12 protein-coding genes are annotated in these 18,033 nt (G+C 66.4%); 9 read left to right on the forward strand and 3 right to left on the reverse strand.

The features are described 5' to 3' along the window. Positions 1–5 precede the first annotated feature (5 nt). Together uvrB and DMB86_RS10940 are read left to right on the forward strand one after the other, a co-directional pair. A complete protein-coding gene (gene uvrB / locus DMB86_RS10935) occupies positions 6–2,081 on the forward strand; it encodes an excinuclease ABC subunit UvrB (protein WP_113717838.1) in 2,076 nt (691 codons plus the stop codon). A 159-nt stretch (positions 2,082–2,240) separates the two neighbouring features. Further along, the gene (locus tag DMB86_RS10940) at positions 2,241–3,236 is read left to right on the forward strand and encodes a TerC family protein (RefSeq protein WP_113717840.1); all 996 of its coding nucleotides are present in this window, start codon (positions 2,241–2,243) and stop codon (positions 3,234–3,236) included. Between the two features lie 6 nt (positions 3,237–3,242). Here the strand turns inward: DMB86_RS10940 and DMB86_RS10945 are convergent, their stop codons facing one another. Beyond that, positions 3,243–4,535, reverse strand: a complete 1,293-nt coding sequence (locus tag DMB86_RS10945) for an alpha/beta fold hydrolase (RefSeq protein WP_113717841.1) — start codon at positions 4,533–4,535, stop codon at positions 3,243–3,245. Beyond that, complete coding sequence (locus tag DMB86_RS10950) at positions 4,532–5,038, reverse strand: GNAT family N-acetyltransferase (protein ID WP_113717844.1); 507 nt, start codon at positions 5,036–5,038, stop codon at positions 4,532–4,534. The genes DMB86_RS10945 and DMB86_RS10950 overlap by 4 nt, the downstream gene beginning before the upstream one ends. A 220-nt stretch (positions 5,039–5,258) precedes the next feature. On the opposite strand from DMB86_RS10950, the gene DMB86_RS10955 reads away from it, so the two are divergent. Then, a complete protein-coding gene (locus DMB86_RS10955) occupies positions 5,259–6,566 on the forward strand; it encodes an MFS transporter (RefSeq protein WP_227878320.1) in 1,308 nt (435 codons plus the stop codon). Positions 6,567–6,596: 30 nt separating this feature from the next. Here the strand turns inward: DMB86_RS10955 and DMB86_RS10960 are convergent, their stop codons facing one another. Beyond that, a complete protein-coding gene (locus DMB86_RS10960) occupies positions 6,597–9,134 on the reverse strand; it encodes a DEAD/DEAH box helicase (RefSeq protein WP_113717848.1) in 2,538 nt (845 codons plus the stop codon). A 43-nt stretch (positions 9,135–9,177) separates the two neighbouring features. Here DMB86_RS10960 and DMB86_RS10965 point away from each other — a divergent pair, with 43 nt between their 5' ends. The 6 genes from DMB86_RS10965 (at position 9,178) to uvrA (ending at position 17,974) form a co-directional block, all read left to right on the forward strand. Beyond that, complete coding sequence (locus tag DMB86_RS10965; RefSeq protein ID WP_113717850.1) at positions 9,178–10,008, forward strand: trans-aconitate 2-methyltransferase; 831 nt, start codon at positions 9,178–9,180, stop codon at positions 10,006–10,008. Between the two features lie 29 nt (positions 10,009–10,037). Continuing rightward, entirely contained in the window at positions 10,038–10,736 is a 699-nt protein-coding gene (locus tag DMB86_RS10970; protein ID WP_227878321.1) for a PIG-L deacetylase family protein, read from the forward strand. A 140-nt stretch (positions 10,737–10,876) separates the two neighbouring features. Then, positions 10,877–12,619, forward strand: coding sequence for an ABC transporter ATP-binding protein (locus tag DMB86_RS10975; RefSeq protein ID WP_113717851.1), 1,743 nt, complete (start codon positions 10,877–10,879; stop codon positions 12,617–12,619). Then, positions 12,616–14,553, forward strand: a complete 1,938-nt coding sequence (locus tag DMB86_RS10980) for an ABC transporter ATP-binding protein (RefSeq protein WP_171814449.1) — start codon at positions 12,616–12,618, stop codon at positions 14,551–14,553. The genes DMB86_RS10975 and DMB86_RS10980 overlap by 4 nt, the downstream gene beginning before the upstream one ends. 5 nt (positions 14,554–14,558) lie before the next feature. Further along, a complete protein-coding gene (locus DMB86_RS10985; protein WP_113719499.1) occupies positions 14,559–14,942 on the forward strand; it encodes a GntR family transcriptional regulator in 384 nt (127 codons plus the stop codon). Between the two features lie 143 nt (positions 14,943–15,085). Continuing rightward, complete coding sequence (gene uvrA / locus DMB86_RS10990; protein ID WP_113717853.1) at positions 15,086–17,974, forward strand: excinuclease ABC subunit UvrA; 2,889 nt, start codon at positions 15,086–15,088, stop codon at positions 17,972–17,974. The last annotated feature ends 59 nt before the right edge of the window (positions 17,975–18,033 follow it).

Here is an 18,033-nt window from a genome sequence, read left to right on the forward strand (position 1 = left end):
AGCCCATGAGTCTTGCGCAGGAAATCAACCGAGTCGTTGCCCCCTTTGAGGTCATCAGCGACTTCCAGCCGGCCGGCGACCAGCCCACGGCCATCAAGGAACTCACCGAACGGATCACCAACGGTGAGAAGGACATTGTCCTGCTGGGCGCCACCGGCACGGGAAAGTCCGCCACCGCCGCGTGGCTGATCGAGCAGGTGCAGCGGCCCACGCTGGTCATGGTCCAGAACAAGACGCTTGCCGCGCAGCTGGCCAACGAGTTCCGGGAACTGCTGCCCAACAACGCCGTTGAATATTTTGTCTCCTACTACGACTACTACCAGCCGGAAGCCTACGTGCCGCAATCGGACACGTTCATTGAAAAGGACTCCTCGGTCAACGAGGAAGTGGAGCGTCTGCGTCACTCGGCCACCAACGCCCTGCTCACCCGGCGCGACGTGATCGTGGTGGCCACGGTGTCCTGCATCTACGGTCTGGGCACGCCCGAGGAATACGTTTCCGGCATGGTGACGCTGACGCGCGGCGCCACGATGAACCGCGACGACCTGCTGCGCAAATTCGTCAGCATGCAGTACGCCCGCAACGACATCGACTTCCACCGGGGCACGTTCCGCGTGCGCGGTGACACCGTGGAGATCATCCCGATGTATGAGGAACAGGCGTTGCGCATCGAGTTCTTTGGCGACGAGATTGAGAACATCTACACGCTGCACCCGCTGACCGGCCAGGTCATCCGGGAAGAGACGGAAATGTACGTTTTTCCGGCCTCGCACTACGTGGCCGGGCCGGAGCGCATGGCCCGTGCCATGAAGGCGATCGAGGACGAACTGGCCGTGCGCACCAAGGAACTGGAGAGCCAAAACAAGCTGCTGGAGGCCCAGCGGCTGCGCATGCGCACCACGTACGACCTGGAAATGATGGAGCAGATGGGGTTCTGCAACGGCATCGAAAACTATTCGCGGCACATTGACGGCCGCGCGCCCGGAACCGCCCCCCACTGCCTCCTCGACTACTTCCCTGACGATTTCCTGCTGGTCATTGACGAGTCCCACGTCACGGTGCCCCAGATCGGTGCCATGTACGAGGGCGACATGTCACGCAAGCGCACCCTGGTGGACCACGGCTTCCGGCTGCCGTCGGCCATGGACAACCGGCCGCTCAAATGGGACGAATTCCTGGACAGGGTCGGCCAGACCGTCTACCTGTCCGCCACGCCCGGGAAGTACGAGCTGGGGAAGTCGGACGGCTACGTCCAGCAGATCATCCGGCCCACGGGCCTGATCGATCCGGAAATCATCGTCAAGCCGTCCAAGGACCAGATCAACGACCTCCTCGGTGAAATCCGGGAGCGGGCCGCGAAGAATGAGCGTGTGCTGGTCACCACGTTGACCAAGCGGATGGCCGAGGACCTCACGGACTACCTGCTCGGCAACGGCGTCAAGGTCCAATACCTGCACTCGGACGTGGACACGCTCCGGCGGGTGGAACTGCTGCGGGAGCTGCGCATGGGCGTCTTTGACGTCCTGGTCGGCATCAACCTGCTCCGCGAGGGCCTGGACCTGCCGGAGGTGTCCCTGGTCAGCATCCTCGACGCAGACAAGGAGGGTTTCCTGCGTTCCGGGACCTCGCTGATCCAAACGATCGGGCGTGCTGCCCGCAACGTCTCCGGCCAGGTGCACATGTACGCGGACCGGATCACCGACTCCATGCAGTTCGCCATCGACGAGACCAACCGCCGCCGGGCCATCCAGGTGGCCTACAACACCGAACGCGGCATTGACCCGCAGCCGCTGCGCAAGAAGATCGCGGACATCACCGACCAGCTCGCCCGGGAGGATGCCGACACCGCCGCGCTGCTCCAGGAGGCCCGCACGAAGCGCGAAACGGCCAAGCCGTCCGTGCGGCGCGACGGGCTGGCCGCCCGGCCGGCCGGCGAACTCATGGGCCTGATCGAGGAGCTGACCGCCCAGATGCACGGGGCCGCGGCCGAGCTGCACTTCGAGCTGGCTGCCCGGCTGCGCGACGAGGTGGCCGACCTGAAGAAGGAGCTGCGCCAAATGCGTGCGGCCGGACACGCGTAGGGTCCCGGCCGAATAGCAGGTAGACTGGGGCAGGTAGGGGAGTATCCCAAGCGCTGGATTCGTCAACACGTGCGGCACCGCTGCCGCGCCGGACCCAGCGGCCACCTCCAAGGTGGCGGAGAGACTTATGTTTCTTCGTCATGCCTTGAAAGGTGCACCATGCACAATTTGCCCCTCTGGTTCGAGGTCGGCTCCTTCGCCGTCCTGGGACTCATCCTCCTCGCCGACCTCCTGCTGGTCATCAAGCGCCCGCACATTCCCTCCATGAAGGAGGCCGGGCTGTGGGTCGGGTTCTACGTGGCCCTCGCGTTCCTGTTTGCGGCAATGGTGTTCATCTTTACCGGCCCCGAGTTCGGCGCCCAGTTCGTGGCCGGCTGGGTCACCGAATACAGCCTGAGCATCGACAACCTGTTTGTCTTCATCATCATCATGGCCCGCTTTTCCGTGCCACGCCGCTACCAGCAGGAAGTCCTGATGGTGGGCATCATCATCGCGCTGGTCCTGCGCGGCATCTTCATCATGGTGGGCGCCGTGGTCATTGAACAGTTCAGCGCCATCTTCTACGTCTTCGGGGCGTTCCTGCTGTGGACGGCCTGGAAGCAGAGCCGCCCGGAAAGCGAGGAGGACGATGAGGACAGGGAGAACTTCCTGATCCGCGGCGTGCGCCGCGTCATCCCCATGACGAACGTCTATGACGAGGGCCGCCTCCGCACCACCGTCGACGGCAAGCGGACCTTCACACCCATGCTGGTGGTGTTTGTGACCATCGGTGTCACCGACCTGCTGTTCGCCGTCGACTCCATCCCCGCGATCTTTGGCCTGACCCAGAGCGCGTTCATCGTGTTCACAGCCAACATCTTCGCGCTGATGGGCCTGCGCCAGCTCTACTTCCTGCTGGGCGGCCTCATGGACAGGCTTGTCTATCTCAAGCACGCGCTTTCAGTCATTCTGGCCTTCATCGGCGTGAAGCTGGTGCTGCACGCCATGCACGTCAACGAGCTCCCGTTCATCAACGGCGGCCGGTCCATCGCCTGGGCCCCCGAGATCCCCACCTTCCTCTCCCTCGCCGTCATCCTTGGCACCATGGCCGTGGCGGTCTTCGCGAGCCTGATCCACGCCAGGAAGCAGGAACGGCAGCCGCACGACGCGGGCTGACGCGGGTCAGCCCGCGTCCCCGCGGACCATCGACAGGAGGCGGGCGAAGATGCCCTCGCCGTCGTCGGCAATGCCGTCGTGGTGGAAGTCGGCGCTTTCCCAGACCTGCAGGCCCCGCACGGAGGCGGCAGTGGCCAGGGAAATGTCCCGGTCCACGTAGATGTCCTCCGCATAGACGGCCGCGGCCGCGGGGACAGTGTTGCGCGCGAGCTGGGCGGGGTCGTACAGCGGACCCCAGCCATCGCTGCGGACGGCCAAAAGCTCCGCCACCCCGCGCAGCGGCACCAGCGCAGGGTCCTGTTCGAAGTACCACGGGTACACGGCCTCGCCCGTGAGCAGCGGCTCCGGCGCGTCCGGGTGGAACTCCGGGTGGCCGGCCAGCACGCGCGCCGCGGCCCAGTTGCTGGCCGCGCCCTGGACGTAGATGGACTCGTGCATGAGCGCGTAAAGAGGGTTGGCGGCACGGCTGACCTGGGCCGACATCTGGGTGAGAAACCCGTCGGAGAGCCGGTCGCCGTCGGGTGTGGGGACAAACGCGTCCTCGAACAAATAGTGGAGGGCATCGATGCGCGTGTTCCCGCCAAAGTAGTTCCCCAGCATCTGCACGCGCTCCGGGGTGAGCCGTTCGCCGGTGGGCAGGAACTCCGCCACGTTCCGGACATGGTCCATGATCCGGGTTGCGACGGCACGGTCCTGCGGGTAGCGGGCAAAGTATTCGGCGTTCCGGGCGCGCAGGCGGCCAAACGTGGCCTCATACACCTGGTCCGCCGGCCCGGCAAGCGGACCCAGGCCGCCGGTGATGAGCACCTCCTTCAACCCTTCCGGGGCGAAGGAAAGGTAGGTCAAGGCGCAGAAGCCCCCGTAGCTCTGGCCGAAGATGGACCACGGGCCCGAACCCAGTTGTGCGCGGATCAGTTCGGCGTCGGCCACGATGTCGGTGGCGCGGAAGTGTGAGAGGTAGTCGGCCTGCGCTGCCGCGCCGCCCACCAGCGGCAGGGTCTGCCGGGATGCGGGTGTGGAAAGGCCGGTGCCGCGCTGGTCCAGCATGAGCACCCGGAAGCTTTTGGACGCCTCCCGCAGCCAGCCGGACAGGCCCAGCGGCCGGTTGCCGCGGCCGCCCGGGCCGCCCTGCAGAAACAGCAGCCAGGGCAGGTTCCCGGACTCCAGCGCGGGATCGTAGATCTCGCGGGCAAAAAGCCTGATGGCCGGCCCGGAGGGGTCGGCATGGTCCAGCGGGGCATCAAACCAGTGGTCGCGCAGGGCCGTCCCGCGCACCACGTAGCTGCTGCCCGCGCTCATGCGCCGGCCCGCACGGCGGCGGGGGCACCAAAGGAACCCAGCGCATCGCCGTCGAGCCTGAACACGTGCCAGCCGTCCATGGGTGCGGCCCCGAGGGACCTGTAGAAGTTGATGGACGGCTCGTTCCAGTCCAGCACGCTCCACTCCACCCGCGCGTAGCCGCGCTCGACGGCGATCCCCGCCAACGTTCGCAGCAGCGCCTTGCCGTGGCCGCCGCCGCGGGCCTCAGGGCGCACGTACAGGTCCTCGAGGTGGATGCCGTGGGTGCCTTCCCACGTGGAGTAGTTCAGGAACCAGAGCGCGAAGCCGAGGATGGGCCCGCCGGCAACGGGGCTGTCCACCACGTGGGCATAGACCTGCGGGTTGTCGCCGAAGAGGTGCGCGCGAAGCATCTCCTGGTCGTTGACCACGGCGTCCGGCTCCTTTTCATAGGCGGCAAGGTCGTGGATCATGTCAAGGATGGCGGGGACGTCGGCGGGGGATGCGGTGCGAATCAAACTCATGAAACGAGCTTATCCGGTGCCGGGCGGCCCCCCGCAACGGGCCCGTCAGCGAATCCAGCTGCCGCGCAGGAATCCTTCAGATTTCCTTGACAAACCTTTCAACGCTCATTAAGACAGAAATGTGGGGGAAAACGTCTAAGCGATTCACTTCTTGAAAGCGGGACAAACCATGGCCACGCCGGAACCAGTTGCGATCAGCAGCCAGGAACACAGAAGCCAGGTGCGAAAGGCGGCAGTCGCCAGCACCATTGGCACAACCATTGAATGGTATGACTATTTCCTCTACGGCGCGGCGGCGGCATTGGTGTTCCCGCACGTCTTCTTTCCCAACATGTCCCCCTACCTCGGCTTGATCGCCTCCTTTGCCTCCTACTTTGTCGGCTTCGTGGCGCGCCCCATTGGCGCGGCAATATTCGGGCACTGGGGGGATAGGATCGGCCGTAAGGCGATGCTGATCACCACGTTGCTGATCATGGGGATCTCCACGGCGCTGATTGGCGTGCTGCCCGGCGCGGGCTCGTGGGGCGACGCCGCACCGGCCGTCCTGATCCTGCTGCGCGTACTTCAGGGCATCGCCGTCGGCGGGGAGTGGGGCGGCTCCATCCTGCTTTCCATGGAATGGGGCAACCAGAAACGCCGCGGGCTGATGGCCAGCTGGCCCCAGCTTGGCGTCGCCATCGGCATCATCCTGTCCACCGGACTCATGGCGCTGTTCAACGGCATCATGGGCACGGACGCGTTCATCGCCTGGGGCTGGCGCATACCCTTCCTGTTGAGCCTGGTGCTGGTCGCAATCGGCCTCTACATCCGGATCAGGATCATGGAAACGCCCATGTTCGCCGAGGTGGTCCGGACCGAAAAGACCCAGAAGGCACCCGTCCTGGAGGTCATCAGGCGCTACCCCAAGGAAATCGTGCTTTCGGCGCTGCTGCGCATGTCCGAGCAGATGCCGTTCTACATCGTGACGGCCTTCGTGCTGTCCTACCTGACGGACAAGAACCATAACTACAGCTACAACTTCGTCCTGATCGGCACCATGGTCGCCGCGGCGCTGGAACTGTTCTTCGTGCCCTACTTCGGGCACCTCTCGGACAAGCGGAACCGCCTGCGGATCTACCAGCTCGGCGCCGCCATCACCGGCGTGTGGGGCTTTGTCTACTTCGCGCTGCTGGACAGCGGTGCGTCCTGGCTGGTCTTCATCGCCCTGTCCGTGGCGCTCATCCCGCACGCCATGCAGTACGGCCCCCAGGCGTCGATCATTGCGGAGAACTTTCCGACGGAACTCCGGTACACCGGCGCCGGCCTGGGCTACCAGCTCGCGTCCATTGTCGCCGGCGGGCCGGCCGCGTTGATCGCAACGGTCCTGCTGCACAGCTTCGGCACGGGCTACGCCGTATCCGTGTACATCCTGGTCTCGGCCCTGATCACCATTGCGGCCTCGCTGGGTCTGAAGGACTACTCCAAGTCGGACATCGCGGACTCCGGCACCTACCAGCCGCGCGTGGGGAAGGCGGACAACGCCGTCTAACTGCCGGCGGCCCACGCAGGCGTCGTCCGGCTACATGCGGCTGAAGTCCTCCAGCCGGACGACGGCGGCGCCCGCCTCATTGGATGCCTTCAGGTCCACCGTGCCCGTCATGGACCAGTCGTGGTTGCCTTCCGGGTCCGCCAGCACCTGCCGGACCGTCCACTGCTCCGGGCCCTCGGTGATGTGCAGCAGGGCCGGACCGCGCGCGGACGGGCCGGCGTCGATGTAATCGTGTTCGTCCCAGTACGTGTCCAGGGCGTCCGCCCAGCGGTCCGCGTCCCAGCCGTGGTCGCCGTCGAGGGCGCCCAGCGCCTCAAAGTCGTCGTCCGCGGCCAGCTCCACGCGGCGGAACATCTCGTTGCGCACCATGACACGGAAGGCGCGGTGGTTGTCCGTGAGCCTCGGCGGGGCGGGAGGGACGGCAGGCTCGGGGGCCAGCTCCTCCACCTCGCCGCTGGTCATCTTCTCCCATTCGTCCAACAGGCTGGAATCGACCTGGCGGACCAGCTCGCCCAGCCACGAGATGATGTCCTCGAGGTCTTCGCGGAGCGCGTCCCGGGGGACTGTCTGGCGCAGCGCCTTGTAGGCGTCGGTCAGGTACCGCAGCACGATCCCCTCGGAGCGGGCCAGCGAGTAGTACTGGACGTATTCGCCAAAATTCATGGCGCGCTCGTAGAGGTCGCGGATAATCGATTTCGGGCTCAGCTCAAAGTCGCCCACCCACGGGGCGGCCTTGCGGTAGACCTCGAAGGCGGCGAACAGCATCTCGGCCAGCGGCATGGGGTACGTGACCTCGTCGAGGATCGCCATGCGCTCGTCATACTCGATGCCCTCGGCTTTCATGGCGGCGACCTTCTCGGTCCGCTCGCGCTTGAGCTGCGCGCTGAGGATCTGCCGCGGCTTTTCCAGCGTGGACTCTATGACGGACAGGACGTCCAGGGCGTAGCTGGGGGACTCGGGATCCAAGAGGTCCAGGGCTGCCAGGGCGAAGGGGGAGAGCGGCTGGTTCAAGGCAAAGTTCAGCTGCAGGTGGGTGGTCAGCCGGACGGTGCGGCCGTCGGCCTCCAGCTCATTCTCCGGGATGCGCTCCACAATGCCGGCCCCGAGCAGCTCGCGGTAGATGCCCAGGGCCTTGCGGATCAGCCTGCGCTGCGCGGCGGGGGACTCGTGGTTCCCGGTCAGCAGCTTCCGCGCCGCCTGGAACGGGTCCCCTGGACGTTCCAGCAGGTTCAGCAGCATGGCGTGCGTGACGGTGAAGCTGGAGGTCAGCGGCTCAGGAACGGATTCGCTGAGCCGGGTGAACGTGGGCTCGCCCCAGCTGACAAAGCCCTGCTGCGGCTTCTTCTTGACCACCTGGCGCAGCTTCTTGGCGTCGTCGCCAAACTTCGCCAGCGCCTTGGCCATGGCCTTGGTGTTTTCAATGACGTGCTCCGGCGCCTGCACCATCACGGTTCCGGCGGTGTCGTAGCCCGCCCGCCCGGCACGTCCGGCGATTTGCTGGAATTCACGGACCTGCAGGACGCGGGTACGCACGCCGTCATACTTGCTCAACGCCGTCATGAGGACGGTGCGGATGGGCACGTTGATGCCCACGCCCAGCGTGTCGGTGCCGCAAATGACCTTCAGCAGGCCGGCCTGCGCCAGCTGTTCGACGAGGCGGCGGTACTTGGGCAGCATGCCCGCGTGGTGGACGCCGATTCCGTGGCGCACCAGCCGGTTGAGAGTCTTGCCGAAGCCGGCGGAAAAGCGGAAGCCGGCGATCAGCTCGCCGATCCTGTCCTTCTCCTCCCGCGTGCAGACGTTGATGCTCATGAGATTTTGGGCCCGGTCGATGGCCTCGGCCTGGCTGAAGTGGACCACGTAGACGGGGACCTGCTTGGTGGCGAGCAGTTCCTCGAGGGACTCGTGGACGCCGGTGGTGACGTAGTAATAGTGCAGCGGGATGGGGCGCTCGGCGGAGGAGACCGTGGTGGTGGTGCGGTTGGTCAACTCCGTGAGCTCCCGTTCAAAGCGCGTGACGTCGCCCAGGGTCGCGCTCATGAGGAGGAACTGCGACTGCGGCAGTTCCAGCAGTGGCACCTGCCACGCCCAGCCCCGCTGGGGGTCGGAGTAGTAGTGGAACTCGTCCATGATGACAACGCCCGCGTCCGCGTTTTCACCCTCGCGCAGGGCGATGTTCGCCAGGATTTCCGCCGTGCAGCAGATGATCGGCGCGTCCTGGTTCACGGAGGAGTCGCCCGTGACCATGCCCACGTTGGCGGCGCCGAAGATCTCGCACAGGGCAAAGAACTTCTCCGAGACGAGCGCCTTGATCGGGGCGGTGTAATAACTGGCGGCGCCGCGCGCCATGGCGTTGAAGTGCGCGGCAATGGCCACCATGGACTTGCCGGATCCCGTCGGGGTGGACAGGATCACGTTGTTGCCGCTGACCAGCTCGATCGCGGCGTCCTCCTGGGCCGGGTAGAGTTCCAGCCCGCGGTCCGTGGTCCACTCCAAAAAGGCCTCCAGCACGTCGTCGTCGCTGGAGGTTTGCGGGTCAAGGCCGGAGAGCTGATCAAGAAGGTTCATGGTCTCCCCAGTCTACGGGCGGGGGCTGTGGCAGGATAACGCCATGGGAACAAAGCGGCTGGGCTGGGATCCGGCCAAATACGTGGAGTTCGGCGACTTTCGCAACCGCCCGTTCTTCGACCTCACCGCCCGCATCACGGCGTCCGCGCCGCGCCGCGTCGTGGACCTGGGCTGCGGTCCGGGCAACCTGACGGCCACCCTGGCCCGGCGCTGGCCCGGCGCGCGGGTGCAGGGCCTGGACAGCTCCCCGGACATGGTGGCTGCGGCCCGGGGCGCCGGCGCGGAGGGCGCGCGCGGAACCCCGGACGACGCCGGCACGCGCCTTCCGGGGAACCTCGCCTTCGAGCTGGCGGACATCCGCGGCTGGGTGCCGGGGCAGGACACCGACGTGGTGGTGTCCAACGCGGCGCTGCAATGGGTTCCCGGCCATCAGGAGCTCATGTCCGGGTGGCTGCGCGGGTTGCCGGAAGGCGCGTGGCTGGCGGTGCAGGTGCCGGGCAACTTCGGTTCGCCGTCCCACACGCTGATGCGCCAGGTGGCGCAGTCCCCACGCTGGCGCAAGCAGCTTGACGGTGCACTGCGGCACCAGGACGCCGTGTGGGAACCCGGGCAGTACCACGAGCTCCTGTTGCGCGGCGGCGCCCGAGCGGACGTGTGGGAAACGACCTACAGCCAGCTGCTGCCGGGCAGCCGCCCCGTGCTGGAATGGGTCCGGGGCACCGGGCTGCGGCCCGTGCTCCAGGCCCTCGGCGGGCGGGACGGGCGGGAGTTTGAGGCGGAGTATTCGGCCCTGCTGGACGAGGCCTACCCGGCCGGAGACTTCGGCACCCTGTACCCCTTCCGCCGCATCTTCATGGTGGGCCAAAAGCAATGAGTGGGAGCACACAATGAAAGGGACACAGGATGGTTGACTTGGAGCCGTTCCCGCAGGACTGGCAGAGGGCACTGGTGGTGGTTGCCCACCCCGACGACCCGGAATACGGCATGGCCGCGGCCGTGGCGGAATGGACGGAGGGCGGCAAGGAGGTCCACTACCTGCTGGCCACCCGCGGCGAGGCGGGCATCGCGGGCCTGCCGCCGGAACAGTCCGGTCCCTTGCGCGTGCGGGAGCAGCAAGACGCGTGCCTCCGGGTGGGCGTCGCCAGCCTGGCGTTCCTGGACCACCCGGACGGCCGGGTCCAGGAGGGCCTGCAGCTGCGCCGCGAGATTGCCGGGCACATCCGCCAGGTGCGGCCGGACCTGGTGCTCACCCTCAACCACCGGGACGAATGGGGCCCGGGCCGCTGGAACAGCGCCGACCACCGCGCCGTGGGCCGCAGCGTGCTTGACGCCGTCTCCGACGCGGACAACGAGTGGATCTTCCCGGAACTGCTCGAAGCGGGCCTGGCCCGGCACAAGGTGCGCCGGGTGGCCATCAGCTCGCCCCACCCCACCCATGCCCAGCCGGTCAGCGAACGCAGCATTGAACGCGCCGTGGCATCCCTGGCCGAGCACGCCGAATACCTCAAGGCGCTCGGCCCAGACCCGGCGGAGTCCCAGGCCCGCCGGCAGGTGGAGATGGTGACGGCCGGCGGCAGGGTCGCGTTCGAACTCTACGGATAGCGACCGGGCAGCACGCCGGAAACAGCCGTGGTTGGAAAATCAGCCCAGAGAAAACTCCCCTGACAACGCCCACGGTGCAGGAGTAGTTTTTATCATGATGACGCACCTGCGCCCCCGGCCCGGTGCCACGAGGAGGAAACGTGCTGTACCGCTTGATCGCCCGAAATTTGGCGCCGCACAAGGTCCCGCTCATCTCCGTGGTGGTGCTGCAGTTCCTCTCCACGCTGGGCACCCTGTACCTGCCGACGCTTAACGCGGACATCATTGACGACGGCGTGGTCAAGGGCAACATCGGCATCATCTTCAGCCTGGGCGGCTGGATGCTGCTGATCACCGCCGGACAGGTCGTCTGCGCCATTGTGGCCACGTTCCTCAGCGCCCGGCTGGCCATGGGCGTGGGCCGGCAGGTCCGCCGGGACCTGTTCAACAAGGTCGAGACCTTCTCCGCCCAGGAGGTTGGGGTCATCGGCGCTCCGTCACTGATCACCCGCACCACCAACGACGTCCAGCAGGTGCAGATGCTGACACTGATGTCCTTCACCCTGATGGTCACCGCCCCCATCATGTGCATTGGCGGGATCATCCTGGCCATGAAGCAGGACGTGCCGCTGTCCGGGCTGCTGCTGGTGATCCTGCCGGTCCTGGTGGTCGCGATCGGTCTCATTGTCCGCGTCCTTGTCCCGACGTTCCGCAAGGTCCAGCACCAGCTCGACGACATCAACGGCGTGCTGCGCGAGCAGATCACCGGCATCAGCGTCATCCGCGCCTTTGTGCGGCGCGACTACGAGGCCGAACGCTTCGACGCCGCCAACGGCGCCTTGACGGCCTCGCAGCTGCGTGCCGGCCGGCTGCTCTCCCTGATGTTCCCCACCATCTTCTTCGTCGTCAACGTCACCAGCGTGGGCGTGCTGTGGTTCGGGGGCCAGCGGATCGACAGCGGGAGCATGCAGATCGGCGCCCTGACCGCCTTCCTGAGCTACATCATGCAGATTCTCATGTCCGTCATGATGGCCATGTTCATGTTCATGATGATCCCGCGCGCCGCCGTCAGTGCGGAGCGCATCCAGGAGGTCCTGGACACGGAGCCGTCGGTGGTGGACAGCGCGGACTCGCTCCCCGTGGCCCGGCTGGACGGCCGGCTCTCCGTCCGCGACGCAAGCTTCACGTACCCCGGGGCCCAGGACCCCGTGTTGTCCGGCATCAGCTTCGACGCGGCACCGGGCACCACGACGGCGGTCATCGGCTCCACCGGCAGCGGCAAGTCGACGCTGGTGAACCTCATACCCAGGCTGCTCGACGCGACCGGGGGCAGCATCGCCCTGGGCGGGCACGACATCCGCGCCGTGACGCTGCAGTCGCTGCGCAGCGCCATCGGGCTGGTCCCGCAAAGGGCCTACCTGTTCAGCGGCACCGTGGCGAGCAACCTGCGCATGGGCAGGCCGGATGCCACGGACGACGAGCTGTGGGCGGCCCTCGAGGTGGCCCAGGCCGCCGGCTTTGTCAGGGACATGCCCGGCGGCCTGGACGCGCCCATAGAACAAAGCGGCTCCAACGTTTCCGGCGGCCAGCGCCAGCGCCTGTGCATTGCCCGCGCCGTCGTCAGCAAACCGTCGCTGTACCTTTTTGACGACAGCTTCTCCGCCCTGGACTACGCCACCGACGCGAAGCTGCGCGCCGCGCTCAAGCCCGTCACAACCGACGCCGCCGTGCTGGTGGTGGCCCAGCGCGTGGGCACCATCCGCGACGCCGACAACATCCTGGTGCTGGACGAGGGGAAGCTGGCCGGCCAGGGAACCCACGAGGAACTGCTGGAAAGCTGCCCCACGTATCAGGAAATTGTCACCTCGCAGCTGACCGACGAAGACAAGGAGACCGCGGCATGAGCATGATGAGGGGCGCGGGCAGGGGGGCTCCGACGCAAAAGCCCATGGCCTTCGGGCCGAGTCTCAGGCGCATCCTGGGCCTGCTGGCCGTGGACCGGCTGCGCATGGCCGGAGTGGTGGTGCTCGCCGCGGTGTCCGTGGGCCTGTCCGTGGTGGCCCCGAAGGTCCTGGGCCATGCCACCGACATCATCTTCAACGGCGTCGTGGGACAGATGTTGGACCGCTTCCCGAAGGGCACCACCAAGGCTCAGGCCGTGGCCGCGCTGCGCGCCGCCGGACAGGGCCAGCTGGCGGACATGCTTTCCGGCATGAACGTGGTCCCGGGCCAGGGACTTGACCTGAACGCGCTGGCTGCCGTGCTGATGATCGTCCTGGGGCTCTACATTGCGTCCTTCTTCTTCAACTGGTCCCAGGGGTACATCACCACGGGCATCGTCCAGCGCGCCATGTACCGGCTGCGCCGGCAGATCGAGGACAAGCTGGACCGGCTGCCCATGTCGCACTTCCAGCAGGAATCCCGCGGCGACGTGCTCTCCCGGGTCACCAATGACATCGACAATTTTTCCCAGACGCTGAACCAGACCCTGACGCAGCTGCTCATCGCCGCCATGACCGTGGTGGGCGTGCTGGCCATGATGTTTTCCATCTCCCCGCTGCTGGCCGGCATTTCACTGCTCACCGTCCCCATCATCGCCGGCATCACCGTCACCATCGCCAAGCGTTCCCGCGTGCAGTTCATGGCACAGTGGAAATCCACCGGGGACCTCAACGGCCACGTGGAGGAAATGTTCACCGGCCACGAGATCGTCAAGGCCTTCGGCCAGCAGGACGCCGCCATCGAAAAGTTCCGGGCCTCCAACGACGAGCTGTACGAATCCAGTGCCAAGGCCCAGTTCATCTCCGGCATCATCATGCCCAGCATGAACTTTGTCTCCAACCTCAACTACGTGGTGGTGGCCGTCCTGGGCGGCATCCAGGTGGCGTCCGGGATCATCACGATCGGCAGCGTGCAGGCGTTTATCCAGTACTCACGCCAATTCAGCCAGCCCATGGCGCAGATCGGCAGCATGATCAACCTGCTCCAGTCCGGCGTGGCCTCCGCCGAGCGCGTCTTTGAGCTGGTCGACGCCCAGGAACAACGTCCGGACCACGTGCCGGCCGCCACCCTGCCCGCCGTCCGCGGCCGCGTGTGCTTTGAAAACGTCAACTTTAGCTACAAGGAGGACGAGCCGCTCATCAAGGACCTGTCCCTCGTGGCCGAACCGGGGGAAACCGTGGCGATCGTGGGCCCGACCGGGGCCGGCAAGACCACGCTGGTCAACCTGCTCATGCGCTTTTACGAGATCGATTCCGGCCGTATCAGCATCGACGGGGTCAACACCGCCGAACTGACCCGCGACGAGCTGCGGCGCAAGTTCGGCATGGTGCTCCAGGACGCCTGGCTCTTTGGCGGCACCATCCGCGAAAACCTGGCATACGGCAAGCTGGACGCCACCGAGGACGAGATTGTCCAGGCCGCGGAGGCCACCCACGTGGACCACTTTGTCCGTTCGCTGCCCGCCGGCTACGACACGGTCCTGACGGACGACGGCGGCGGGCTGAGCCAGGGGCAGCGCCAGCTGATGACCATTGCGCGGGCGTGGATCGCGAACCCCGGCATCCTGATCCTGGACGAGGCCACCAGTTCAGTGGACACGCGCACCGAGGTGCTGATCCGTCAGGCCATGAACCGCCTGCGCCAGGACCGGACGAGCTTTGTCATTGCCCACCGGCTCTCCACCATCCGCGACGCGGACCTGATCCTCGTCATGAACGACGGCCGGATCATCGAGCAGGGCACCCACGAACAACTTCTGGAGCAGCGTTCCTTCTACTACGATCTCTACATGTCACAATTCGGCGATCCGTTGGTGGAGGAAGTGGGCACTGCGTGAACGCCATGGATGTGATCCTGCGCAAGTGGAAGCTGGACACCGGGTCCTCCGTCCCGCCGTATGAACAGGTCAGGCTGCGCATCCTGGACCTCGCGGCGTCCGGCGCCCTGGCTGTCGGCGCCCAGCTGCCCCCGGTGCGGTCGCTGGCCACGTCCCTGGGCGTGGCGGCCAACACCGTGGCCCGCTCCTACCGCGAGCTGGAGCAGGCGGGGATCGTGGCCACGGCCGGGCGCAGCGGCACTGCCATCGCGTCCGGCGGGGACGTGATCGGGGCGCAGGCGGCGGAGGCCGCGGAGACTTACGCCGCCGTCGTCCGTGACCTCGGGATCCCGGGGCCCAAGGCTCTCGCCATTGTCCGGGCGGCCCTGGAACGCGGCGCGGCCCGGTAGCCCGGCCGCCTGAAAACGTGTTCGAAAACGCTGTTCGAGAGGCGTTGTTCGAACGAAGATTCGACTATACTGGTGGGTGGTGCCACCGCAGCGCCGTGTCCGCCATTCTTTCTCAATGCCGGACGGAAAAACAAAAGGAAGCAATGTACCAACCTGCCACCGTGACCCCGGAAATCAAGCGCCCCGACCTTTCCCGACTGGTCGTGAAGGGAGCCCGTGAGCACAACCTGCGCAACGTGGACCTGGACCTCCCGCGCGACGCCATGATCGTCTTCACCGGCCTCTCCGGCTCGGGCAAGTCCTCGCTGGCCTTTGACACCATTTTCGCGGAGGGCCAGCGCCGCTACGTGGAGTCCCTCTCGGCCTATGCCCGGCAGTTTCTGGGCCAGGTGGACAAGCCCGACGTCGACTTCATTGAGGGGCTTTCCCCGGCGGTGTCCATCGACCAAAAGTCGACGTCGAAAAACCCGCGCTCCACCGTCGGCACGATCACCGAAATTTATGACTACATGCGTCTGCTGTGGGCGCGCGTGGGCACCCCGCACTGCCCCGTGTGCGGCGAGCCCATCGCCAAGCAGACACCCCAGCAGATTGTGGACCAGCTCCTGGAAATGCCGGAGGGCACCCGCTTCCAGGTGCTGGCCCCGGTGGTCCGGGACCGCAAGGGGGAGTTCGTGGACCTGTTCCGCGAGTTGACGGCGAAAGGCTATTCCCGCGCCAAGGTGGATGGCGAACAGGTCCAGCTGTCCGACCCGCCCAAGCTGAAGAAGACGTTCAAGCACACCATCGAGGTGGTGGTGGACCGCCTGGTGGTCAAGGAAGGCATCCAGCAGCGCCTCACCGACTCCGTGGAGACCGCCCTGGGCCTGGCCGAAGGGCGTGTCCTCGCCGAACTGGTGGACCTGGAAGAATCCGACGCCGGACGCGTGCGCCAGTTCTCCGAGAACCTTGCGTGCCCCAACGAGCACCCCCTGGCCATCGACGAGATCGAACCGCGCTCCTTCTCCTTCAACAACCCCTTCGGCGCCTGCACGGCGTGCAGCGGCATCGGCAGCAAGCTGGAGGTGGACGAGGACCTGGTGGTCCCCAACCCGTTCCTGTCGCTGCGCGACGGCGCCATCGCCCCCTGGTCGCTGGGCACCGCCACCACCGAATACTGGAACCGGCTCCTGGAGGGGCTGGCGGACGACCTCGGCTTCTCCCTCGAGGACTCCTGGAACAAGCTCAGCACCCAATCCCGCCAGGCCATCCTGTATGGGAAGGACCACAAGGTGGTGGTGCAGTACCGGAACCGCTTTGGCCGGGAACGCAAGTACAGCACGGGCTTTGAAGGCGCCGTGCAATACATCCAGCGCAAGCACCTCGAGACGGAGTCGGACTCCGCCCGCGACCGCTATGAGGAATACATGCGCCAGGTCCCGTGCCCGGCCTGCGGCGGGGCACGCCTGAACCCGGCGTCGCTGTCCGTGTTGATCAACGGCAAGTCCATCGCCGAGGTCTGCGCCCTGTCCATGCGGGACTGCTTCGCGTTCCTCTCCAACCTGGTGCTGACCGGCCGCGAGGCACAGATTGCCAGCCAGGTCCTGAAGGAGATCCAGGCCCGGCTGAGGTTCCTGCTCGACGTCGGCCTGGAGTACCTGAACCTGGAGCGGGCCTCGGCAACCCTGTCCGGCGGAGAGGCCCAGCGCATCCGCCTGGCCACCCAGATCGGCTCCGGCCTGGTCGGCGTGCTGTATGTGCTCGACGAACCGTCCATCGGACTGCATCAGCGCGACAACCGCCGGCTCATCGAGACGCTCACCCGGCTGCGGGACCTGGGCAACACGCTCATCGTGGTCGAGCACGACGAGGACACCATCAACGAGGCCGACTGGATCGTGGACATCGGCCCCGGCGCGGGCGAACACGGCGGACGGGTGGTGCACTCCGGTTCCGTGGCGGACCTCCTGAAGAACACCGAGTCGCTCACGGGCGACTACCTCTCGGGCCGCAGAAGCATCCCCCTGCCGGCCAAGCGCCGCAAGTACGACAAGAAGCGCGAGCTGAAGGTCATCGGCGCGCGGGAAAACAACCTCCGCAACCTCGATGTCGCCTTCCCGCTGGGCGTCATGACCGCCGTCACCGGCGTCAGCGGCTCCGGCAAGTCCACGCTGGTGAACGAAATCCTCTACAAGGTCCTGGCCAACAAACTCAACGGGGCCAAGCAGGTGGCCGGGCGCCACCTGCGCGTGGACGGGCTGGAGCACCTGGACAAGGTGGTGCACGTGGACCAGAGCCCCATCGGGCGCACTCCCCGCTCCAACCCGGCCACCTACACGGGCGTCTTTGACAACATCCGCAAGCTCTTTGCCGAGACCAACGAGGCCAAGGTCCGCGGCTACCAGCCCGGCCGCTTCTCCTTCAACGTCAAGGGCGGCCGCTGCGAGGCATGCACGGGCGACGGCACGCTGAAGATTGAAATGAACTTCCTGCCCGACGTGTATGTGCCCTGCGAGGTGTGCCACGGCGCGCGCTACAACCGTGAGACCCTCGAAGTCCATTACAAGGGCAAGTCCATTGCCGACGTGCTGAACATGCCGATCGAGGAAGGCGCCGAGTTCTTCGCCGCGTTCACGCCCATCGCCCGGCACCTGCGCACGCTGGTCGACGTCGGCCTGGGCTACGTGCGCCTGGGCCAGGCGTCCACCACATTGTCGGGCGGCGAGGCGCAGCGCGTGAAACTGGCCGCGGAACTCCAAAAGCGCTCCAACGGCCGCAGCATCTACGTGCTGGACGAGCCCACCACGGGCCTGCACTTTGAGGACATCCGCAAGCTCCTGCTGGTCCTGCAGGGCCTGGTCGACAAGGGCAACACCGTCATCGTGATCGAACACAACCTGGACGTCATCAAGAGCGCCGACTGGATCGTGGACCTGGGCCCGGACGGCGGCACGGGCGGCGGGCAGCTGGTCGCGGCCGGCACGCCGGAAAAGGTGGCCAAGAGCACCGAGAGCTACACGGCCACGTTCCTGCGCGAGGTACTGACACCCTGAAAGCCGGCAGGCGGCGCGCCGCCGCCCGTTCATGCCCTGCGGGGCATGCTTGTGCGGCG

Source organism: Arthrobacter dokdonellae, assembly GCF_003268655.1.
Taxonomy (GTDB): Bacteria; Actinomycetota; Actinomycetes; order Actinomycetales; family Micrococcaceae; genus Specibacter; species Specibacter dokdonellae.